This window comes from Cyclobacterium jeungdonense, assembly GCF_010994275.1.
In the GTDB taxonomy this organism is placed as follows: Bacteria; Bacteroidota; Bacteroidia; order Cytophagales; family Cyclobacteriaceae; genus Cyclobacterium; species Cyclobacterium jeungdonense.
The window spans coordinates 113817-137071 of sequence record NZ_WMCD01000002.1; the positions used below are offsets into that span (position 1 = coordinate 113817).

Sequence of the window (23255 nt, forward strand, 5' to 3'; positions counted from 1 at the left end):
CGGTTAATTTCAATTAAGATGAACTTAGCGACAAAACACCTACGAATAAACCTCATTATGGCCATTTTTGGCTGGTCAATTCTTTTTTCTGCTTGTTCTCCGAACGAAGATTACAAAGCCTTATTGGAGGAGAATCATTTGCTGATTGATGCCAATGGACAATTGACTGATATTATTGTTCACGACATTTTTTCTCCACCAGTTGCAAGTCGCATTTATGCGTACCCGGCAATAGCCGCCTACGAAGCAGCTGTTTTGGCAGAACCGGAGACCTTTAATTCGTTAATGGGTCAGTTGAAAGGATCGAATCCCCTTTTGATTCAGATGGAAGGCGATCCGGAAATAATTAATTACCACCTCGTAGCTCTGGCAGCCTATTATAAAGTCGCCACCCAATTGGTTTTTTCTGAGCAGGACATGATGGAATACCGGGATGCTGCCTTTGAGAATATCCAGGAGGCAGGCATGCCCGAATCCGACTTTGAAGCTGCTGTTGACTTGGGTGAATCCATTGGCGAACAAATTTTGGCTTATGCCGCACAGGACAATTACCACCAGAGCCGGTCTTTTGAGAAATACACGATCCGAAACGACCCCGGAAGCTGGCGGCCCACACCTCCAGCCTATATGGAAGGGATCGAACCCCATTGGAATAAAATAAGAACGTTCTTCTTGGATTCAGCAAATCAATTCATTCCGCCACCACCACCGCCATTTGACACCGTTCCTGATAGTCGTTTCTATCAGGACGCTTATGAGGTAATGGAAGCAGGTAATCAGATGGATGACGTTCAAGAGGAAATAGCCTATTTTTGGGACTGCAATCCCTATAAAATGAATGTCAAAGGACATGTGATGTATGCGGAGAAGAAAATTACTCCCGGAGGCCATTGGATGGGAATCGCAGGCATTGCCTCAAAAGCCAAAAACCTGGACTGGAAACAAACGGCAGAAACCATGGCGGTCACTTCTATTTACGTATTCGATGCCTTTATCTCCTGTTGGGATGAAAAATACCGAAGTGTCCTTATACGGCCTGAAACATATATCAACCGATATATGGACGAGAGTTGGACACCTCTGCTACAAACGCCTCCCTTTCCGGAGTACACCAGTGGACACAGTGTGATTTCTACGGCAGCCTCCCTCGCCCTTACCGACTTACTGGGAGAGCCCTTTACTTTTCTGGATTCTACGGAGGTGAAATATGGATTGGGTACGCGAGAATTTAACTCCTTCCGGGAAGCTGCAGAAGAAGCAGCAATCAGCCGATTTTATGGAGGCATTCATTATTTGCCGGCGATCGAACATGGGGTAGATCAGGGAAAAGCCGTCGCATCCTGGATAGACGGACATATCCAAACCAGAAAAATTTCTCTTGCTGAAAATGCCCTGGAGGAAAATTGATTAGATGAAATCGAGCATGACGAGAACGTCACACAGTGGGATGATTATTAAGCATGCGAGATTCCATGTGACCATTAAGAAACAATTATAATTACATGAAAAATTTCTTATCCCGAATGTAGTCCAGTACATGCGGGTGAAGCAGGTACCTCACCGATCCCCCCCGCTGTAAGGTTTTTCGGATAAATGTCGCAGAAATATCCAACAACGGAGCCTCCACATAGCGTATATTTTCGTGATCTAGGGTTTTATTTTTTCCAGGCCTGGGATAGACATACATTCCGTACTGCTTAAGGATTTCCTCACTGTTTTTCCACTTGTGAAAGTGGGTAAGGTTGTCGCCCCCTAGAATTAGCGAAAAATCGTGGTTAGGAAATTTTTCAGAAAGGTAAGTTAGCGTATCTATGGTATAACTAGGTCTAGGCATGTGAAACTCAACATCCACTACCTTAAACTTAAAATGATCAGCAGTAGCAAGTTCTACCATCCGCAAGCGATCAAATTCATGTAGCAGGGAGCGGCTGGATTTGTGGGGGTTCTGAGGGGAAACCACAAACCAAACTTCTTCTAAATCGGTCTGGTCTTGAATGGTATCAGCAATGATCAGATGGCCAATATGAATGGGATTAAAAGAGCCGAAAAATAATCCTACTTTCAAACCGCTTTATCTTCAATAAATTCCCTAACGAGCTTTTCGGCTTCCTTAAAAGAGACTTCCAAATCCTCATTGATTAAGGTAATATCAAATCGATCTTCAAAACCCATTTCAAATTTGGCTTTGTATATTCTTCTGGACAGACTTTCCTCTGACTCGGTCCCTCTCCCTCTCAACCGCTCCGCCAGATCCTCCATGGAAGGTACTTTTACGAAAACAGCCAATGCTCTCTTACCGAAGTACTTCTTTAAATTAAGTCCACCCTTGACATCCACATCAAAAATGACGTGTTTTCCATCATCCCAAATGCGTTGGATTTCTTCTTTTAGGGTACCATAAAAATTTCCTTCATACACCTCTTCCCACTCAATGAAGGCTTTTTGAGCAATTTTTTCACGAAATTCTTCCGGAGTAAGGAAATAATAATCTTTGCCATTCTCTTCTGCCCTTCCTCTCCTATCTCGGGTACAAGCCGAAATGGAAAAACCAAGTTGGGGTATTTGTTGAAGGAGGTGTTTGACGATCGTGGTCTTCCCTGATCCGGAAGGGGCTGAAAAAATTATCGCTTTTCCCTGAGCCATAAAAATTTACTTGATTTCCTGTATTTTTTGCCGAATGGTATCTGCTAACTCCGCAGGGACCATATGCTTGGTACATTTGTTTTTCAATACTTCCCGAATAACTTTTTCCAGATGATAATGCTCAAAACAAGGTTGACATTTAGCTAATTTTTCATCTAAAATTTCTCTTGAACCCGTGGTCTCTTCTCCATCCAGTATACTTTCCAATAGCTCAAAACATTTGCTCTCGTCACTACAGTTCAATTTTCTCTTGCTGGATGTGTTTAGATTTTTGTCCATTTCAACTAGTTTTTCGATTATTCTTCATCCGTATCATACCCCATATTTTCTGCATAGGAACGGAGTTTATCCTTCAAAAGGTTCCTGGCCCTGTGAAGCCTGGACCGCACCGTGCCGATAGGGATATCCAGGATTTTAGCCATTTCTTCATAAGTAAACCCTTCCAGATCACAAAGGATTATCACGGTCCTGAAATCCACGGCCAGACTATTGAGTGCATTGGAAATTTCATCTCCCAACATGTCTTTGACCGCATCGACCCTCAAATCTGAGGTCATATTATAGTCAACATTATCGGAGTTGTAATAAGTTTCAACTTCTTGATAATCTACTTTTGAGGGTTGTTTGCTTTTCTTGCGATATTCGTTGATAAAGCTGTTTTTCAAAATCCTGAAAAGCCAGGCCTTGGCGTTCGTTCCTTGCTCAAAAGAGTTGATAAACCGATAGGCCTTCAGGTAAGTATCCTGAACCAGGTCTTTCGCATCGTCCTCATCAAATGTCAACCTGTACGCAAAATTATACATGGAATCAATGTGAGGCATGAACTCATGATCAAAGATGCTGTTTTTTTCTTTATCGGTATATTTTTTTCGCTGCACTTCGGACATAGAATATAAAATTACAAATTGACTTTATTTATAACTAATTTAAACCAAGAAAGTCCACAATATTTCATTATTTTGAATTTCTTTTGAGCCAGGAAAACCCAGCCTCCTATCGCATGATTATTATCCGCCTCCTTTCTAAATTACCATTGAGGGTTTTGTATGTTTTTTCAGATCTGATTTACCTTACTGCCTATTACTTATTAGGCTACCGGAAAAATATTGTTCGCGCTAACCTAAATCAGGCTTTCCCAGAGAAAAGCGGCATAGAAAGGCGGCAAATTGAGAGAAAATTTTACAGGAATTTCACCGATTCCCTGGCAGAAACAGTTAAACTTCTCACCATTGGAAAAAAGGAACTGAACAATCGGTTTCACGCAAAAAATCCTGCGCTGGTCTTTGAGAAAGTAAACAAAGGTGAAATTATTATTGGCATGTGTGGGCATCTCTTCAACTGGGAAGGCCATTTGCTAACAGTGTCTTCTGAGGTACAAGAGAAATGTGAGACCATTTATACCCGGGTTAATCAGCCATTTTTCGAACATCTCATGCAAAAAATCAGGGGAAGAATGGGTGCGGACCTGACAGAGAGGAAATCATTCCAGCGAGCATTTTTAAAAAAAAGAAATACTCCCAGACTGATTGTGTTGGCGGCGGACCAGAGACCCAACCTTGCTGATATCCGGTACCGAAGGCCATTTATGAATCGAGAAACAACCTTTTTCGAAGGGGGAGAAAAATTGGCCAAAAAATTTAACCTCACCGTCATCTACGCATACATCACCAAGCCACGGCGTGGATATTACGAATACGACTACCGGGTTTTGGCAGAACCACCCTATAAAAATCAACAACCTCACAGCATAACCGATGCCTTTGTCGAGTTATTGGAGGAAAATATTCGGCATCAACCTGCCCTTTACCTGTGGTCTCATAACCGCTGGAAAGAACAATTTCCGCGAAAAAAATGATTTAGCACCACCAGAAAATCTCAACGGTAAAAAGTAAAACGGCAGAAACGCGTACCGGAAATTAAATCCATAGTGTCAAGTTGGCTTAGTCAAACAGAAGATGAAATCGAGCCTGCCTGCGACAGACAGTCATGATGGAGGCGACACACGGAGCAATGATTAAAAACTGTAATATTCTCCCGATTAAGGATCAGGACAGGCTATTCCGACCTTCGGCGCGGAACAAGCTATGGCCGCTAAAAAACAATTGTAAACATATGGAACGACATTTCAAATCTGATAAAGGATAACATTAAAAAGAATTGGTAACTTTGATCTGGCTAATTACCAATCCCCCGAATAAAGAAAATCGAATAACCCTTATGGATTACTTAGCAAGCCTCAATCCCCCCCAAAGAGAAGCAGTAGAAAGAACGGAGGGGCCAGTGATGATCATTGCCGGCGCCGGATCCGGTAAGACCAGGGTATTAACCTATCGAATTGCCCATCTGATCCATGCCAGGAAAGTAGATCCCTTCCAGATATTATCGCTGACTTTTACCAATAAAGCTGCCAGTGAAATGAAGCAGCGCATAGAAAAACTGATTGGACTGGACGCCAGAAATACCTGGATGGGAACCTTCCATTCGGTGTTTGCTAAAATCTTGCGAGTGGAAGGTCAAAAGCTGGGATATCCCTCTAATTTCACCATTTACGATAATGATGATAGTAAATCGCTGATTCGCTCCATTGTCCGGGAGATGAAGCTGGACGATAAAGTTTACAAGGCCAATACCGTTTTGTCCCGGATTTCGGGTGCCAAAAACAGGCTTATCTCCTGGGAAACCTACTTGAACGACCCCTACATTACCGCTGATGACGAAGCTGCCATGAAACCTAAAGTCGGCGAAATCTACAAAAATTACCAAAAACGGTTATTTCGTTCCGGGGCGATGGATTTTGACGATTTACTGTTTAATACCAACGTGCTTTTCAGAGATCATCCGGATGTATTGAATAAATACCAGCAACGATTCCGTTACGTAATGGTGGACGAGTTTCAGGACACGAACCTTTCTCAATACCTGATCACCAAAAAACTGGCCGCTGTTCATCAGAACATATGTGTCGTAGGTGACGATGCGCAAAGCATTTATGCCTTCAGAGGTGCTGACATCCAGAATATCCTCAATTATGAGAAAGACTATCCTGACCTGTTTATTGTCAAACTGGAGCAGAATTACCGATCTACCAAAAACATTGTAGAAACGGCCAACTCCATTATCGCTAAAAATAAATCCCAGCTCCAAAAAAACGTATGGACACAAAATGATAAAGGGGATTTGATAGAATTGATGAAAGCTTCCTCTGATAATGAGGAGGGGAGAATGGTAGCAACGACCATTTTTGAGGAAAAAAACAATAAAAAATTGCGAAACAGTGATTTCGCCATTCTCTACCGCACCAATTCCCAGTCCCGATCCATGGAGGAAGCCCTGCGGAAGTTGGGTATTTCATACCGGATTGTAGGTGGGCTTTCTTTTTACCAAAGAAGGGAAATTAAAGACCTCATGGGGTATTTCAGGTACGTGGTCAATCAAGAAGATGAAGAGGCATTTAAGCGGGTTATTAATTATCCTAAAAGAGGGATTGGGGCCAGCAGTGTGGAAAAAATGATGGTGGCTGCCTATGAGCATGATATTGCCCTCTGGGAAGTAATTTCCAACAGTAGCAGTTTCTTATCAGGTCGGGCGGCAAATGCCGTAGGAGATTTTTGCACGATGATCCGCAGTTTTAAAATTGAAGCCGAAAGGAAAGACGCTTTCGAAGCGGCTACGAACATTGCGAAGCAATCTGGATTGTTGAGGGAATTGTATGAGGACAAAACCATTGAGGGGCTGAATCGCTACGAAAACGTGCAGGAATTGCTGAATGCCATAAAGGAGTATGTGGACAATCCCGAAAATGAGGACAAATCTTTAGGTGCCTTTTTACAAGAAATTGCCCTCTTGACAGATGAAGACCAGAACAAAGACAGCCAGGATACGGTCACATTGATGACCATACATGCCTCCAAGGGTCTTGAGTTTAAGTATGTGTTTGTGGTGGGCATGGAAGAGGATCTCTTTCCTTCCCAAATGATGATGCAAAGCAGGGAAGACCTGGAGGAAGAAAGGAGGCTTTTTTATGTGGCCTCAACAAGGGCAATGGAAAAATTATACCTGAGTTACGCCCTGACACGGTACCGCTATGGAAGGTTACTTAACTGTGAGCCCAGCCGGTTCTTAGAGGAAATTGACCCTGCCTTCGTAAAGGTTAACAAAAAAATCAGCAGCGCGCTTTCCAGTAGTTTTAGGGATACCGAAAGCAGCCAGGGATTTGTCGGGCTAAAAAAACCCGCTACCCGAAACACCACTGCCAAAGTACATACCCCCAGCCCGGATTTCAAACCCTCCAACACCCACAATTTAACGGAAGGAATGAAGGTAGAACATCCCAAGTTTGGGTTTGGCCTGGTGAAAGCAATTGAAACGGAAGGCGTGAATCGAAAGGCTCATATTCACTTCGAGCATTTTGGAGATAAAACTTTATTACTTAGCTTTGCAAAACTTCGCATAGTAGATTGAGACGGAAGGCGGATACCCAAAACATAGCGTACTGACAAATGCCTATTTTTTAGTATATTGACAAAAGTTCAGGAAACTTAAATGCAGGTATCATGACCAATAATGAAAAGCCTAAAAACAAAGTTATTTTGAAAGAATACGGAAAAAACATCCAAAAATTAGTGGATTACATCAAGACGGTTCCAGAGGATGAAAAAAGGACAGAATATGCCTATGCCCTTGTAGAGTTGATGAAACAGCTTAATCCACTATTAAAAACCGAAAGTGACCAGAAACTTTGGGACGACATGTACATCATGTCGGATTTTGAACTGGAAGTGAATGGTCCTTTTCCCATGCCGCCGAAGGAGCTACTGGGCAAAAAACCCCAGCCCATTGGCTACCCGGAAGGCGAGGTGAGATTCAAACATTATGGAAGAAATATAGAAAAACTCATCGAAAAAGCCATAGAAATAGAAGATGATGATGAACAGGAAACCGCTTTAATCTATATTGGCCAATTGATGAGAAGTTTTCACTCTACTTGGAACAGGGAAAACTTTGACGATGCCATTATCCTTGACGATATCAAAACACTTTCCAAGGGAAGACTACACATAGACCTGGAAAAAGTGAAAGAGAATGGACTTTTTGAAACCAGTATGCGAAGGGATTTTAAAACCAACGTAGCCACCCCACAAAATACTACTTCAAACAGTGGCGGTAGAAGGAATTACGGCGGAGGCAAGCGAAGAAACAACAGTTCCAATAGCAAAAAAAGAAGAAATTAATGGCATCATTCCGGGTAAAGGGTGGAACGAAACTCAAAGGAGAGATCGTTCCCCAGGGTGCAAAAAACGAGGCACTGCAGATTCTTTGTGCCGTTCTGCTTACCTCCGAAGAGGTAATCGTAGACAAAGTCCCCAATATTCGCGATGTCAATAAATTAATGGAATTGCTTTCTGATATGGGCGTGGTAATTGAAAAAAAAGGCCCTGAGAGTTACTCCTTTACGGCAAAAAACATCAAGCTCTCGTATCTGGATTCAGAGGAATACCTTCAAAAAGCCTCAGGGCTCCGTGGATCCGTGATGCTACTTGGACCCTTGCTTGCCCGATTTGGGAAGGGAAGAATATCCAAGCCGGGAGGCGATAAGATCGGCAGGAGAAGGATGGATACTCATTTTACCGGTTTTCAAAAACTGGGAGCGAAATTTCATTACGACGGAAAAAAAGGGATTTATAAAATTGACGGGAGCAAGCTCACTGGTACCTACATGCTGCTGGACGAAGCTTCTGTTACCGGCACAGCCAATATCATCATGGCCGCATGCATGGCCTCAGGAAAAACCACCATCTACAATGCTGCCTGTGAACCCTACCTTCAGCAACTATGCCTTATGATCAATCGCATGGGAGGAAAAATAACCGGGATCGGTTCCAATCTCCTTCATATTGAAGGTGTAGAAAAGTTAAAAGGCACCAGCCATACTCTGCTGCCAGATATGATTGAAATTGGTTCGTTCATAGGCCTGGCCGCCATGACCCAGTCCGAAATCACCATAAAAAACGCCCGAGTCGATAAACTTGGTCTGATTCCGGAGACTTTTCAGCGATTAGGAATAAAATTAGAAATCAGAGACGATGATATTTTCATCCCTTCCCAGAAGTTGTATGAAATTGAAACGTTTATCGATGGTTCTATTCTTACAATATCGGATGCTATCTGGCCTGGATTCACTCCCGATTTGCTAAGCATTGTGCTGGTCATTGCTACGCAGGCCAAAGGCACCGTTTTGGTCCATCAGAAAATGTTTGAAAGCCGTCTCTTCTTTGTAGATAAATTAATAGACATGGGCGCACAGATTATTTTATGCGACCCGCACCGGGCTACCGTTATCGGCCTGGCACGCAAATACCCCCTCAAGGCGATCCGAATGACATCACCGGACATACGGGCAGGTGTGGCTTTATTAATAGCTGCCATGTCTTCCGATGGCACCTCTGTGATCGATAATGTGGAGCAAATTGACCGTGGCTATCAATACATTGACCAACGCCTCAACGCTCTGGGAGCGGATATCGTGCGATTTGATTAAAACCGGAAGCACGGGATGATCGTGCTTCTTTTGTTTCGCTCCTTGGGATCGCCGTACAAAAATGAATACCGGATAGAAAATTCGTGAGCGCCAGCGGAGCTCCCCAGACTTAGCTTGGATGCGGTAAAATCAAAACTATAGCCGATATCTATTCCATTGTTCAGTACCACACCCAGCAAGCCTACAATGGACTCGTTGTTGGGTAAATCGTATTTGACGGGAAAGCCTCTGTACCAGACACCCAGGATCAAAGGTTCAATAAACAATTGAGCCCCCAGATCCAATTGATTAAATGGATCCTGGTGCTTATAATTAAAAGCAAAAAACGCCGATCGCTCCTGACGCGTATTGCTATAGTAATTATTAATCATTCCCTCTCCCAGGTTGAATTTAATGCCCCCATGTGCAGAAAGCCTCATGGGCAACTCACTGATATTACCATCCACAAAAGAAGTGTTGGGTTCGGAAAGGTGATGTCCCGATACGCCCACCCACATCATCTGAGTATGAAACACCATACCAAAATTATAATCCACAAAACTGTGCTTGTAGTCAGCTGCCATCAACTCCCCGCTAAAATCATCGATGTAACCGCGTTCGATATCTAACTGAGAGCCGAATACTAAATCACCAAAATAGGCATCCCTGGTCACAAAACTGGCCTGTCCGCCAAATCTGAGGAAGGAGTCCAGTCCTAAATGCACTTTGTAGGAATAAACCAAACCCACCTCATTGGTACTTAATTGTGATTGGCTTTCTCGCGTAGAATTGATGATCAGACCTGCTCCGGAGTTGATGTCAAACATGTAATGATCTATGTAAGCAGAATAGGAGACAAACGAATGGTCAAGCCCCGGCCATTGATTTCGGTAATTGGCTCCAATCCGAGTCAGTTCCGTAGATCCTGCAAATGCCGGATTCAAATACAATGGTGCAGCATAAAATTGGGAATACTGCATGTCCTGGGCTTGCACAAAATTCCAGGTCACCATAAAAATAAGTAGGGTATATATCGTTTTCATCTGTTTATCATTTTTTTTCAACGGTCATAACCTGTCCCGCACCGAAGGTCGGGATACCCTGTCCCGATGTTAAATCGGGAGAATCTCGCATGGTTGATAATCATCCCAGTGTGTGACGGGTACGTCATGCTCGATTTCATAACTCCAACGGTTTATTCATCCTATCCTTTTGTTCTCTTTGGCACCTCTACCATCAAAATATCAGGGTAAAAACCCCCGTTTGCGTCCCGGATTCCCCTGCTACCGAAGTATAATTGATCTTGTACACGTAATTTCCATTGGGACTCAATTTGCCGTTCAGGGTTCCATTCCAGCCCGAATCCTCCTGACTAAAGGAGGAATAAACCAATTCTCCCCATTTATTAAAGATGTGCATTTCAAAATCTTCTATGCCCCTCAACTTGGGCAAAAACTTGTCGTTCAATCCGTCTCCATTGGGGGAAAAGGCATTGGGTATTAAAATCCGGTATGAGGAAACTACCTCCACTACCCGTTCGGCCTCAGAAACACAACCCAGTACGTCAAAAGTAGTCAGGCGAATGGAGTAGGTTCCGGGTTTGCTATAACTATGCATTGGGTGTTGCTCATTGCTTTTGGTTCCATCCCCAAAATCCCATTCCCAGGTAAAGACATTGCCCAAGGTCTCATCGCTAAACTGCACCGGATCGTTCAACAGAATTTCGCCTTCTACTCCGGTGGAAATGACCGTATATAAAAACGCGGCTTCTGTAAAGGCCAAAGGAAGGGTCACTACCCTTGAGACCTCTACAGAGCAACCGTTTTGATCGGTAACCCTTACTTCCACAACCCCATCTTCAAAAAACTGGGTTTCCAAGACATCTTGGTCACCCGTGTTCCAAGTTATATCGTACTCCCCTGTACCACCCTGTATTTCAATCCAGGCCTCTCCGGTCAATAGCTTTTGTTCACAATCGGCATCAAAACGGGTAAACAATTCTACTTCCAATGCTTCGGGCTGGGCTATGACCAGGGTATTTATCTGGGTACAATTGTTGGCGTCTGTTACCAGAACCGTGTAACTACCTGCCTCCAGGCCATTTCTGTTTTGTGTACCCAATTCGGGAGCATCCGACCAGGTAATCCGGTAGGGTTGTACCCCGCCGGTGATATCCAAATTGATAAACCCATTCGCATCCCCATAACATGCCAGGGTATCGGTCTGATCAATCGCCACTGCTAAGAGCTCGGGCTCAGCCACGGTGTAAGAAGTTCCGGTGGTGCAGCCCTTTCGATCGGTAACGATCACCGAATAGGTACCCGGGCCAAGATTCCTAAGGTCCTTGCTTTTCGCACCGTTAGACCATTCATAGGAATAAGGAGCCGTTCCACCCCTTACCTCGAGTAACAGGCTTCCGTTTTCATTGCCATAGCAATCCACATCATTTATGGTCTCATAAACAGACAGTATCTCCGGCTCCCGGATCTGATAGGCCACCGTAGTGACGCAGCCCGCCTCATCTGTAATTTCGGCAGTGTATATTCCAGGCTCCAGCCCAGTGATGGACAACTGGTCGCTCAGCCCGTTGCTCCAGAGCACTTGAAAAGGACCGCTGTTTTGATCTACCTGAATGGCGATTAACCCATCATTTGCTCCAAAACAAGACACACTTTGAATGTCTTCCAGACTCACGTGAAGATCCCGCGACCGAATGATTTCGACCTGTTCACTAACCGCACAGCCTTTTGCATCTGTCACCTCCACATAATACTGACCTGGACCAAGATTGGATACCGTAGCGGTGGTAGCACCGTTGGACCATAAAAAGGTATAAGGTGCCAGGCCGCCACTCACCGTCACAGAAGCTTCTCCCCGTTCTTCGTTAGTACAAATACCTAAATTTCCACTTATGGATACATCCATGGGTAGGGTCGGCGGGGGTACTTCGAAAGATTCGACCACCGAACATCCTTTTGCATCGCTGACGGTCACCTCATACATTCCCGGTTCAAGATCGAAAATATCCTTGTCGGTCGACCCGTTGGACCAGGAATAGGTATAGGGAACCGTACCGCCGCTAACTTCCAACTCAATGCTCATGACATCCTCCACGAAACAAAGCTCAAATGAGCCGGAGCCTTCTACAGTAAGGGCTGCCTCCGGCTCGTTTACCTGAAAGGTATAACTATCAAAGCAAGATTGCGCATCCAGAATAAAGGCAGTGTAGGTCCCTGCTCTTAAGCCCGAGATCGACGATCCTGTCATCCCGTTGCTCCATTGCACCCGGGGCTCGCCACTACCTCCAGTGATGGTAAGGTCTATAATGCCATCCGCTCCCATTTTGCAGGAAACATCCGTAATGGCGGCCATTACGTCAACCGGGTCAGGCTCATCAATGGTAATGTCCTCCACCCAACGGCAACCGTTGGCATCGGTGACCTGCACCTGATAACTTCCAGCAGATTTGTTGGAAACGGCACTACTGGTCTCACCGGTAGACCAGTTGAAAGCATACGGAGCCGTACCTCCCGAAACAATAAGTACAATACTACCGCTATCCTCTCCAAAACAGCGAATATCCGAAACCAACGGCTGCACTGATAATGAAGAACCCGGCTCCCTTACCTCGTATTCCCTGCTAAGGGTACAGCCGTTGTCATCTTGAATCAATGCCCGATACCTGCCGGCCGAAAGTCCGGTTACCACCGTTCCTCCTCCCACATTCGTACCAGTTGCCACTTCTTGCCATTCAACAGAAAAAGGACCATTGCCGCCCGTGATATCCAGCCTGATCTCACCATCACTACCAGCATGGCAGCTTACCGGAATCACCTCAGCCGCTACCAAGATGGATTCTGGTTGCTGGATTAAAACCCGATCCCGAATAGAACAACCATTGGCATCGGTAACTACGACCTCGTAATTCCCTGGGGCCATTCCGGCCCTTGTGGGCAGGGTGTTGCCATCCGACCAACGGAAGCTATAAGGAGCGGTACCACCCTGGACACTTATTGAAACGGAACCATCGTTAGCAGCATAGCAACTTACATCCAAGGCATCCAGATTCATCTGCAAGGGAAGGGGTTCCTCTACGATAACTTCTTGTGGGGGGGAGGCACAGCCAAAGGCATCCACGACCATTACCTGGTAGGTATTGGCCGACAAACCCGTGGCCTGCATTCCAGGAAGGTGAATTCCGTTTACTACCAGGTGGTAATCGGGCCTTCCTCCCGAACCCTGGGCAGTGATTTGACCATTTTGTGAACCAGCACAGGTTACATCTTGTACAGAATAAGTAAAATTCACTGCGGTAGGCTCTTCAATTTCGAACTGGTCAACCAGACTACATCCGTTTTCATCAATAATTTCAACTTCATAAAGACCAGCTTGCAGGCCGGAAATGTGGCGACCGGTGCCGATTTCCAGACCATCAGCATCTTGCCAGCTATAAGTGAAGGTACCCGTTCCGCCCGAAGCCAATACTGTAATTGAACCATCTTCTCCACCAAAACAGCTTACGTCGGCCAGATTCTCCAGTACCAGTTCCATCGGATCCGGCTCGGCAATTTCTATAGTTTCCATCCAGGAGCAACCTGCAGCATCTACGAGCTCCAAGGTATAGGATCCCGCACCAATTCCGGCAAAGGAAAGTTCTCCCGGTGCCGCAACCACCTGGGTCTCGGAATTAAAAGTTGCCGTATAAGGTGCCGTTCCACCAGCTACCTCTAAGGTTACTACCGCTTCATCACCGGCACAGGCCAACAAATCGGGAAAATCGACAACTACCGTTACCGGAGCAGCAGGCTGTGATACCGTAATCGCGACATCCTCTGACCGACAGGTTCCATTCATTGCAAAAGCGGTATAGGTGCCGGCACTGAGTCCTTCGATACTTGTACCTATAATTTCCACCCCATTAAAAAATAGCCGGTAATCGGCACCGATACCCCCGGAAGGCGATAACTCCACCCTTCCGTCACTACCTCCATAACAAGACACAGCAGTAACATTAGTGCCAAGTACGACGGCAGCTGGTTCTTCGACTACCAAGGTATCTGTGAGATCTGAACAAGCACCGTCTGCTATGGCGTACCGATAATACCCGGGACCGATGTTTACCAGAAGACTTTCATCTTCCCAAGATGGCATGGAAGTGTATACATTTCCATCGGGAGAAAATTCCCAGGTAATGGCATAAGGCTGCCTTCCGCCAGTAATCTGAAGATCAATGGAGGTACTCCCTCCAAAACAATTAATGGCCGGAACGGTAGCCGCTGCCTGCAAGGGCAAGGGTTGTTGAAGGGTTCTTTGAGGGAGATCAATCGAACAGCCATTGGCATCTCTCACCTGTGGTTGGTAGGATATGTCCGCACTAAGTCCGTCAAATAGAAGAACTTCATTTTCAGCTGCCGTATAGGTGTTTCCGTTAAAATCAATCGTATAAGGAGCCGTACCCCCTTCCACGGTAAGGGAAAGACGGCCGTCCGCAGATTCGTGACAACTCAAATCCTCCCAGGAATAGTCGACCACAGATAGGGGTTCCAGGGGCTGCCCAATCGTAACAAATTGTTCTTCAGATACACAGCCATTAATATTATCTTGCGCATAAACGGCATAGGTGCCTGCCTGCGCCATAAAAGTACTGCCAAAAATTTGAGCTCCATTGACAAAAAAAGTAAAGCTGTCCTTTCCAGGCGCACTTGCATTAAGGTCCACCGGCACGGCTTCACCGTAACAGGCAATCGCCCCGGCAGAATAGGTAAGGGTAATCTCCGAAGCATCCGATACGGTAACTTCATCGGTCAATTCCACACAGGATACTGCATCTGTAACAGTATACCGATAATCCCCGGGAGGAATACCCGTGAGTCGGTTTTGAGTTTCCGGAAGCAGCTCCCAGGCACCTCCACCAGGATTAAATTTTTCCCAGGTATAGGTATAAGGTAAAGTACCGCCGCTTACAGTAAGTTCCAGCGCAGTTGTACCACCGGCACAAAGAATGATTCCGGCCTCCAAATCCGCCGCAAGAGGATTAGGTTCCATTACTGTATAGCTTTCTGCCACAAAACATTTATCATTCTGATCCCAAACCTCCAGGGTGTACGTTCCGGCAGCCAAACCGATAAATTCATAGGCTGTTTCTGCCAGTAATCCGGTCATGGGTAAAGATGCTCCGGCCTCAGGAACCAGCATTACGCGATATTGCGGAGTTCCGCCCGAAAGTTCGAAAAGCAAAGAACCAGAAGATTCTCCGTTACAAATAGCAGGCGTCGTTTCTACCCGATCAATCGCTAATGGGCGTGCTGGCTCGGTTAGTTCAATTACCTGGACTTCGGATTGACAACCCAGGTTATCCTGAAGCCAGACTTGATATACTCCGGGAAGTAAATTAATAAACGTGGTTTGATTCCCTTGATTTGCACCATTGATCCATACCGAATAAGCCCTTCCCGATTGGACGACAGGGTCTTCAATTTCCAGCAGGCCATCGGCAGCGCCAAAACAGGAAATATTCTGAAAAGATGTCGTAAAAGAAGGCCTCACAACGGCATTCATGGTAAAGTTTCCTTCAATTACCGGGCAGGAAGGATCTTCCAGGCTCCAGGCATAGGTTCCTGGAGAAAGATTTTCAAAGTTGTACGTTCCGGAGACTTCATTTTCATGTAATTGAGAATACCCATTAGTTGAAGACACCGACAGTCTTTTTCCTGGGTTACCTCCGGAAAAGGTAATGGAAAATGTTCCCGTATCATCCGCACATTGGGGTTGATTCTGATCCACTGTGTGAAGAATAGGTTCGGGGCTGGTAATTTCGTATTCTGGTGAACTTACCGTACAACCACCGGCGTAAATCAGTTCGACAAAATAGGTTCCGGCAATCAGATTGGTTAAACTGGCCGTAGCAATGGGACTTTTCCCTCCCAGAGCTGTTTTACGGTACCATTGCGAAGTATATCCCCCGCTACCTCCAGAAATACTAAACGAGATAGCCCCATCATCCGCACCAAAACAGGAAACGTGGCTGATGATTTCGGCATCAATCACAGGCGGATTAGGTTCATCAATGGTAATAACTGAAAAATCCTGACAACCTGAGGCGTCATCAACTCGCACATCGTAATCCCCAGCCGGCAAACCTGCCAGAATGGAACTGGAGGCTTCCTCCCATACTCCACTGTTTCGTACATAATAATTGTATCCGGGAACCCCGCCAGTGGCTGAAAGAAAAATGATCCCATTTTCACCGGGGCATGCAGCATCCTGAGAATTGGTTACCAATTGCAAGGGACTGGCAGGACCCGGCACAAGAATGGTTTCGGTAACGGTACAACTTGCTCCGCTACTGTATTCAATTCGATAATAGCCGGGACTCAAACCGCCTACCTGATTTACATTTTCGGCAACGATGGTCTCCGTGGACAGTTCCACCCATTTACTACTCGCAGAAAGTGGGTTTCCCCCGCTAAATGCCACCTCGATCCCACCATCGTCCAATCCACAAGTAGGTTCAGTCACCTGTATCAGGTCAATCTCTAATTCTTGGGGTTGCTCAATTAAGAGATTATCCAGACGAAAGCTACATCCATTGGCATCAGTTACGGTCACTCCGTAAGAACCCTCTCCCAAATTTGTAGGATTTTGATTGATAAAACCATGATCCCAATCGAAAAAGTAAACGCCTGTTCCTCCGGTCACTTCAATGGTAATCCGACCATCATTCCTGCCAAAACAAGATACGTCTTCCTTTTCCAATAGCTGCACCTGCAAAGGCGCCGGTGCATCCAACGGTATTTCCAGGATGCTAACGCAGGAATTTTCATCCTCCACCACAGCCCTGTAAGTCCCTGCTACGATGCCGGAAAGGGTTAACGAAGACCCGGGAAAAGGAACAAAAACTCCGGGTGAAACTTCTTCCTCCCAGGATATAAGGTAAGAGGGCTTCCCCCCTCCTACTTGAATTTCTATGCGCCCATTTTCTGCATCGTGACAGGAGGGTGAAACTTTGTTTAATAAACTTACTCCCAAAGCCGCGGCAGGCTGCCTGACCAATATATCACTTAACTGCTCCCAACATCCGTTTTCATCCGACACCGTAACCTGATACAGGCCGGCAGCAAGACCGCTGGGATTTTGCTGAACTGAAGTGAATCCATCCGGACCAGTCCAGGAGAAGGTATAAGCCCCCGTACCGCCCTGTACCAACACCGAAATGGCTCCCGTACTTTCCCCAAAACAGGAAACGTCTACCGGATCCCCATCCAGGTCAAGTTGCAACGCTGGTGTTTCCGGAATGGTAAACGTTTCCAGTAATTCACAGGAAGGGTTGGCAACATCAGTTACCTTCAATAAATACTCACCAGGTCCTCGATTGGGTAAATCTTCAGTACTGGCAATAACAGTCGCTGGCGCCGAAGAGCGAAACCATTCGAAGGTAAAACTGCCCGAGCCACCGCTAACGTCCACCATGATACCTCCATTTCCCTGACCAAAGCAAGTTTCCGGAAGAAGCTGCACATTTGAAACCTGGATAGCAGGAGGCGATTCAATATCAAAATTTATATTGGGTACTGTACAACCCCGGGTATCAACCAGACTTATGAAATTATTCAATCCGGCTGGCAAACCGAAAAATTCGATTTGGGACCCGGAGGTGGTTTGGGGAATTCCTCCGTTAAGAGAGAAGGTATAGGGTGCGGTCCCTCCACTTACTGTAAAAGAGATACTTCCGTCACTAAGTCCGAAACAAGTAACATCTGCGATAACTGGAATACCGGTCTGAAGTGGAGCTGGCTCATCCAGATCATAATCCTGGTAAACAGTACAGGAGTTCTGATCGATAGCCTGCAAGCGGTACCTACCTCCCGAAAGATTAAGCAGTGAAAGCCCGGTTTCCCCCGGCAGATCTTCGAATGTCCCACTTATTACCTTTTGCCATTGGTACTGGTACGATCCGGTTCCTCCCGTCACCGAAAGTCCTGAAATCGCTCCGTCGCCCGACCCTGCGCAATTTACTGGAGTTATCTCCAAATTAGTTTCATCAATAGCAAGCTGGTCGGGATCATCCAATGTAAGAAACTCGGTGATCGAACAGCTCCCGGAATAAGTGATTTGTACCTGGTATTGATCTGCAGATAGCCGGTCAAAAATCAGGTCATTTCCGGTTTGGATTTCTCCATCAACTGTAACAGTGAAGGTGGTAGAAGCATCGTGAATTTGCACACGAATACGACCATCCGACGCCCCGAAACAACTTGGCTCTGTGAGGGAATAAGTAACATCCGGGGCATCGGGAACAGGTACATCCACGTATAATACATGCTCGCAGCCTTCGTCATCCCGAATAGTCACTGAATTCGTTCCAGCTGGAAGTTGATTCGCTTCGGCCCCGGTTTCTCCATTACTCCACTCCAGGGAATAATTGCCCCAGCCCCCCTGAAGGCCTGTAACGCTTGCAGATCCATCATTGGCACCTACACAGGTCAGGCCGGAGAGTAAATCGATCGACCCGCTTATCGCTTCGGGTGGTCCGTCCACCGTAATCGGCACATCAACAAAGCAACCTCCACTGTCTGAAACCCGTACCGAATAATTTCCGGGAGCAAGCCCGGTTGCAGTTCTACCGGTTTGTCCATCACTCCACAAATAGGAGTACCCTCCCCAGCCCCCAGTCCGTGCGACGGAAGCGGTACCGTTTTCTTCACCGAAACATATTTCCGGCGTACTGCTAACTGTGGCCGTCAAGGCAGCAACCGGGGAATCGATACCCACAGTGTAGGTAAGCGAACATTCCGGATAATCGCCCCCACCATGCCGAACAATGACCGTATAGTCTCCAGCAGGCAATCCCGAAAAATCAGCCTCTCCCGATAAAGCTCCGATGGACACCACCTGATCGCTGAAAACCGGGGTATTGCCGGAATCCAGAATGTCTACAATGATTTCATCGGGCGGAAAAGCAAAACCCATAAAAAGGCGCTCAGATTCCAGATGGATGATGCCATCCGATGCACCAAAACAACTGATTGCAGAACTGCTCAGGTCAAAATCCAAAAGCTGCTCGTCAGCAATATTAAAAACCAGTTCCTCCGGACAATCCTCCAGCCGGTAATCATCGGTTATTTCCAGCACGTAATCACCGGCTTCCAGTTGCTCATACCGAATTTCTCCTGAGGAAGCTGGAAGCCAGGAAGTGGCATAGCTCCCGTTTGCCCTCCTGATTCGAAAGGCCACATCACCTGCATAGTCCGAAACATCGAATCGGATTCCACCATTTGCTTCACAGGTTTCTGCTAAAGTACCGGGGCCACTATTTGGAGCCACTACCAATGGGTCCACTTCCTCAATGGTAACGCTGGTCAATTCTTTACAACCGGAGGCATCAATCACTTCTACCAGGTAATCTCCGGCCGGAACGCCGTTAAGGTCCAGGTTTCTACCACTCAGGACGGTAGTCAAAACCACCGCTCCTACTTCATCAAAAAAATTAACGGTAAAAGGTGCTATCCCATTTTCAATAGTGCCGTAAACCTGTCCAAAAGTTTCTCCTTCACATTCCTGATTTTCTTCGTAAAGAATATTTAAAATAAAATTCGTACTTCCCGAAAAATTGATGGTCTCCGTGTATGTATTTCCATCGCTATCAGTTACCGTCAGGTTGTAATCCCCACCCTGAGCCTGCTCAATGGTACTCATTTCGTCTTCCCCTAAATCTACATCCGTCTGGATAACGTTTCCCTCATAACTCCAAACATAGGTATAGGGAGCAACTCCATTTCGTACCCGGATGGATGCCATTTTTTCGCACTCTGAAAATTGGAAAACATCCCGGATAATGGGAGCCGCACCCGCCTCTTTCATTCCCGAAAGCAAAAACAGGCCTATCCAAATACAAAGTACGCTATGTGGGAAACGGATAATCATTGAAAACTCCATTTGATTAGACAGGCAAATTCTGATCGAATTACTACTCTCCTGAACCAGAGAGAAGTAACGGTTCGGCTTTGCTACTCGCCTTTCCTTTTACTCCAGTTTTTCTGCATTTTATTTTACCTAAAAAGTATTTTACTTTTTGATAATAAGTAATATTCATTTTACATATACTAAAATATATATGGTAAAATATAATTACTTTAAGTAATTAATTGAATAATTTAATAGTAACAAAGGAGTTGTGAAAAAAATATAAAGCCTGATAATCAGTCGGATTACTGCGGGAAATAAAGAAAAACAGAAAGCCGCATTTATGGATATAGCAGCGACAAAAAAAACAATGAGAAAGTCAAAAAAATGATTTTGTAAGGGGGTATCTGCATCGAAAGTTTCAAGTCTCTGATTCCGCGATACGATCCAAAAATTCTTCATACCAGGCAACTCCGTATTTCCTGATCAGGGCATCTTTTAGAAATTGATAGATGGGTACGCCCAGGGTTTTTCCCAAACGGCAAGCCGGATCGCAAATATGCCACCTGTCGTAATTCAAGGCTTCGTAAGCGTCGTATCTGGTAACCCGTATGGGATACAGGTGGCAGCTAATGGGCTTCCTAAAACCGGTCTTACCTGCGTTAAAAGCTTGTTCAATGCCACATTTCAGGATTCCTCTTTCGTCCCGAATGGCATAGGCACAGGCACCGTCTTTTTCTATGGTCGTCGTTCCTTTTTCGTTTTCCTGATCGATGACCCAGGTACCGTTTCTCTCGATTGATTTTCGTCCTTCATCTGTGAGAAACGGAGCAATGGAAGGGTATTCCTTTTCCAGAATTTCCGTCTCTTCGTCCGTTAGCGGTGCTCCGGCATCACCTTCTACGCAACAGGCACCTTTACACGCCTCCAAATCGCAAACAAAAAAGTGATCTTTTATATCATCACTGATCACCGCATTTCCAACTAAAATCATGTTATAGTCTTTTTTACAAAGGTACCGAATTCAAGTAGGGAAAAAAACGAAAAATAAGTCTTACCATAATACCGCTTATCATCTTCCGAACCAATCCTCCCCGAAAAAGCAATTTGTGTTGAAATCTCAGGATGCAGTAACGCAAAAATGCCGCCCCCAAAGGAGGCGGCATAACCCAGCACTATGAAGAAAAGCTCGTTAAAGCCTTACACAGTATAAACTTAAGTAGCTCAAAAATGTTTGAAGTATTGTAGATTAAAAACCGTAAAGGGAAAGCATAAGTGTATGCAATCTTGGCAAACTTACCCGGATGCCTTGGGATTCTATTATTAACAATGTACCGTCCTCGATAAGGATTTTCATTAAAAGGTAAACTTACTGCTCCATTAAGGTAGCATACAAGCTGGCATGGGCACGGTTTCTTCATTCTAGAAAGACTTCGGAAGTAAACCACTTAATAAAAGGCAGGACAGTTGGGATAAATGCCGTTATTTCAATTATTTTTGCAAGGTGCAGGCTGGTTTGTCGCTGTTCCCTGCTGGTCAGGGAAGAGAGGAAAGTCCGGGCAACGCAGAGCGCCATACTTCCTAACGGGAAGGTACCTGACCAGAAATGGTTGGGTAACAGACAGTGCCACAGAAAATATACCGTCTTGGTTCCGATTTTCGGTACCGGGATAAGGGTGAAATGGTGGGGTAAGAGCCCACCGGGTACCGGGTGATCGGTACCGCTAGGCAAACCTTATGGGTTGAAAGACCAAATAGGCTCCGGTCCAAGGGCTGCTCGTCCAATCCCTGTTAAAGGGAAACCGGAGTGGGTAGGTCGTTTGATCTTTTCTGCGAAGAAAAGACGAGATAAATGACAAACGCTTTGAAAAAAGAACAGAACCCGGCTTACAGGCCTGCACATTTATAAAAACATAAAACCGCCGAACATGCCCAAAATATTAATTATCGATGATGAAAAAGTCATCCGGTCTACTCTAAAGGAAATCCTGGAGTACGAAGACTACGAAATCTTTGAAGCCCAAGATGGAGAAAAGGGGCTCGAGATGATACAAAACGATGAGTTTGACCTGGTGCTTTGCGATATTAAAATGCCAAAAATGGATGGAATTGAGGTTCTGACCAAGGTAGGGGAATTGCAGAAACAACCTCAATTTATCATGATATCCGCTCACGGCACCATTGAAACGGCCGTGGAAGCCACCAAAAAAGGGGCTTTTGACTTTATCCCAAAACCCCCGGATCTAAACAGGTTGTTACTAACGGTGCGGAATGCATTGGATAAAAAAAACCTGGTTCAGGAAACCACGGTTCTGAAGAAAAAACTCTCCAAAAAACTAGATATGGTCGGAGAGTCTGAAGCAATAAATCAGGTTAAAGAAACCATTGAAAAAGTCGCTCCGACAGATGCGCGGGTATTGATTACCGGACCCAATGGCACTGGAAAAGAGCTGGTGGCTCACTGGATTCATCAAAAGAGCAATAGGGAAGCGGCTCCTTTCATTGCAGTAAATTGTGCCGCCATTCCCTCCGAGCTAATAGAAAGTGAACTGTTTGGGCATGAAAAAGGCGCCTTCACTTCCGCAATGAAACTCCGGCATGGGAAATTTGAACAAGCCCATGGAGGCACCCTCTTTTTGGATGAAATTGGTGATATGAGTCTTTCTGCGCAAGCCAAGGTACTTCGGGCCTTGCAAGAGCATAAAGTGAGCAGGGTAGGTGGCGACAAGGACATTAAAGTAGACGTAAGGGTATTGGCAGCTACAAACAAAGATCTGAAAAAAGAAATTGCTGAAGGAAATTTCAGAGAAGATTTATACCATCGGGTAAGCGTCATTCTGATTCCGGTTCCTCCATTAAAAGAAAGGGCTGAGGACATCCCACTACTGGTAGACAAATTTCTGGGAGAAATAGCAATAGAATATGGTACCGCTAAGAAAGAAATCGAAGCCGCTGCTATAAAGAAATTGCAGGAATTCCCATGGACTGGAAATATCCGGGAACTCCGTAACGTAATTGAAAGGCTCGTAATTCTGGGTGGAAAAAACATATCCACCGATGACATAAAAAAATATGCGAATTACTAATTAATCCGGGGACTGTGAGTTAACCTCTTGCCTCCACATCTACTGTTCGGGCATATGCCGGACACGGCTTACTGGAAGCACAGGAAGACATCGCCAAAACCACTCCT

Annotated in this window: 13 protein-coding genes and 1 other RNA gene; 7 read left to right on the top strand and 7 right to left on the bottom strand. The window is 45.5% G+C overall.

The window, feature by feature from the left end:
* Positions 1-18 precede the first annotated feature (18 nt).
* Entirely contained in the window at positions 19-1407 is a 1389-nt protein-coding gene (locus GKS34_RS05615; protein ID WP_240459208.1) for a vanadium-dependent haloperoxidase, read from the top strand.
* A 91-nt stretch (positions 1408-1498) separates the two neighbouring features.
* Here the strand turns inward: GKS34_RS05615 and nadD are convergent, their stop codons facing one another.
* Genes nadD through GKS34_RS05635 form a run of 4 tightly spaced genes read right to left on the bottom strand, consistent with a single transcriptional unit; the run spans position 1499 to position 3530 of the window.
* Complete coding sequence (gene nadD / locus GKS34_RS05620) at positions 1499-2065, bottom strand: nicotinate (nicotinamide) nucleotide adenylyltransferase (protein ID WP_163383832.1); 567 nt, start codon at positions 2063-2065, stop codon at positions 1499-1501.
* Positions 2062-2643: a guanylate kinase gene (gmk, locus tag GKS34_RS05625; protein WP_163383833.1), complete on the bottom strand. Its 582-nt coding sequence runs from the start codon at positions 2641-2643 to the stop codon at positions 2062-2064. Before gmk ends, nadD begins: the two co-directional genes overlap by 4 nt.
* Positions 2644-2649: 6 nt before the next feature.
* Positions 2650-2922, bottom strand: coding sequence for an anti-sigma factor (locus tag GKS34_RS05630; protein ID WP_163383834.1), 273 nt, complete (start codon positions 2920-2922; stop codon positions 2650-2652).
* Between the two features lie 17 nt (positions 2923-2939).
* Positions 2940-3530 (bottom strand): sigma-70 family RNA polymerase sigma factor, encoded by a 591-nt coding sequence (locus tag GKS34_RS05635; protein WP_163383835.1) that lies wholly within the window; start codon positions 3528-3530, stop codon positions 2940-2942.
* 113 nt (positions 3531-3643) lie between these two features.
* Between GKS34_RS05635 and GKS34_RS05640 the strand changes: the two genes are divergently transcribed.
* From GKS34_RS05640 to murA, 4 genes are all read left to right on the top strand, one after another.
* Positions 3644-4498: a lysophospholipid acyltransferase family protein gene (locus GKS34_RS05640; protein WP_163383836.1), complete on the top strand. Its 855-nt coding sequence runs from the start codon at positions 3644-3646 to the stop codon at positions 4496-4498.
* Positions 4499-4860: 362 nt separating this feature from the next.
* Positions 4861-7104: an ATP-dependent helicase gene (locus GKS34_RS05645; RefSeq protein ID WP_163383837.1), complete on the top strand. Its 2244-nt coding sequence runs from the start codon at positions 4861-4863 to the stop codon at positions 7102-7104.
* Between the two features lie 92 nt (positions 7105-7196).
* Complete coding sequence (locus tag GKS34_RS05650) at positions 7197-7874, top strand: DUF4290 domain-containing protein (protein ID WP_163383838.1); 678 nt, start codon at positions 7197-7199, stop codon at positions 7872-7874.
* Positions 7874-9181 carry a UDP-N-acetylglucosamine 1-carboxyvinyltransferase gene (murA, locus tag GKS34_RS05655; protein ID WP_163383839.1) on the top strand — a complete coding sequence of 436 codons (1308 nt, stop codon included), beginning with the start codon at positions 7874-7876 and terminating at the stop codon, positions 9179-9181. Before GKS34_RS05650 ends, murA begins: the two co-directional genes overlap by 1 nt.
* On the opposite strand, the gene GKS34_RS05660 is transcribed toward murA, so the two are convergent.
* From GKS34_RS05660 to GKS34_RS05670, 3 genes are all read right to left on the bottom strand, one after another.
* Positions 9178-10203: a PorP/SprF family type IX secretion system membrane protein gene (locus tag GKS34_RS05660; RefSeq protein ID WP_163383840.1), complete on the bottom strand. Its 1026-nt coding sequence runs from the start codon at positions 10201-10203 to the stop codon at positions 9178-9180. The genes murA and GKS34_RS05660 overlap by 4 nt on opposite strands.
* 193 nt (positions 10204-10396) lie before the next feature.
* Positions 10397-20083 carry a T9SS type B sorting domain-containing protein gene (locus GKS34_RS05665; RefSeq protein WP_163383841.1) on the bottom strand — a complete coding sequence of 3229 codons (9687 nt, stop codon included), beginning with the start codon at positions 20081-20083 and terminating at the stop codon, positions 10397-10399.
* A 400-nt stretch (positions 20084-20483) separates the two neighbouring features.
* The gene (locus tag GKS34_RS05670; RefSeq protein WP_163383842.1) at positions 20484-21056 is read right to left on the bottom strand and encodes a DUF3109 family protein; all 573 of its coding nucleotides are present in this window, start codon (positions 21054-21056) and stop codon (positions 20484-20486) included.
* A gap of 509 nt (positions 21057-21565) precedes the next feature.
* Here GKS34_RS05670 and rnpB point away from each other — a divergent pair.
* Both rnpB and GKS34_RS05680 read left to right on the top strand, forming a co-directional pair.
* An RNA gene (rnpB, locus tag GKS34_RS05675) (RNase P RNA component class A) lies at positions 21566-21968 on the top strand.
* A gap of 22 nt (positions 21969-21990) precedes the next feature.
* Positions 21991-23148 carry a sigma-54-dependent transcriptional regulator gene (locus GKS34_RS05680; RefSeq protein WP_163383843.1) on the top strand — a complete coding sequence of 386 codons (1158 nt, stop codon included), beginning with the start codon at positions 21991-21993 and terminating at the stop codon, positions 23146-23148.
* Positions 23149-23255 lie beyond the last annotated feature (107 nt).

What these genes read in the sequence shown, in the direction of transcription:
- GKS34_RS05615 (WP_240459208.1), top strand. Translation starts at nt 19, where the DNA reads ATGAACTTAGCGACAAAACACCTACGAATAAACCTCATTATGGCCATT.
- gmk (WP_163383833.1), bottom strand. Translation starts at nt 2,643, where the DNA reads ATGGCTCAGGGAAAAGCGATAATTTTTTCAGCCCCTTCCGGATCAGGG.
- GKS34_RS05630 (WP_163383834.1), bottom strand. Translation starts at nt 2,922, where the DNA reads ATGGACAAAAATCTAAACACATCCAGCAAGAGAAAATTGAACTGTAGT.
- GKS34_RS05635 (WP_163383835.1), bottom strand. Translation starts at nt 3,530, where the DNA reads ATGTCCGAAGTGCAGCGAAAAAAATATACCGATAAAGAAAAAAACAGC.
- GKS34_RS05640 (WP_163383836.1), top strand. Translation starts at nt 3,644, where the DNA reads ATGATTATTATCCGCCTCCTTTCTAAATTACCATTGAGGGTTTTGTAT.
- GKS34_RS05645 (WP_163383837.1), top strand. Translation starts at nt 4,861, where the DNA reads ATGGATTACTTAGCAAGCCTCAATCCCCCCCAAAGAGAAGCAGTAGAA.
- GKS34_RS05650 (WP_163383838.1), top strand. Translation starts at nt 7,197, where the DNA reads ATGACCAATAATGAAAAGCCTAAAAACAAAGTTATTTTGAAAGAATAC.
- murA (WP_163383839.1), top strand. Translation starts at nt 7,874, where the DNA reads ATGGCATCATTCCGGGTAAAGGGTGGAACGAAACTCAAAGGAGAGATC.
- GKS34_RS05660 (WP_163383840.1), bottom strand. Translation starts at nt 10,203, where the DNA reads ATGAAAACGATATATACCCTACTTATTTTTATGGTGACCTGGAATTTT.
- GKS34_RS05665 (WP_163383841.1), bottom strand. Translation starts at nt 20,083, where the DNA reads ATGATTATCCGTTTCCCACATAGCGTACTTTGTATTTGGATAGGCCTG.
- GKS34_RS05670 (WP_163383842.1), bottom strand. Translation starts at nt 21,056, where the DNA reads ATGATTTTAGTTGGAAATGCGGTGATCAGTGATGATATAAAAGATCAC.
- GKS34_RS05680 (WP_163383843.1), top strand. Translation starts at nt 21,991, where the DNA reads ATGCCCAAAATATTAATTATCGATGATGAAAAAGTCATCCGGTCTACT.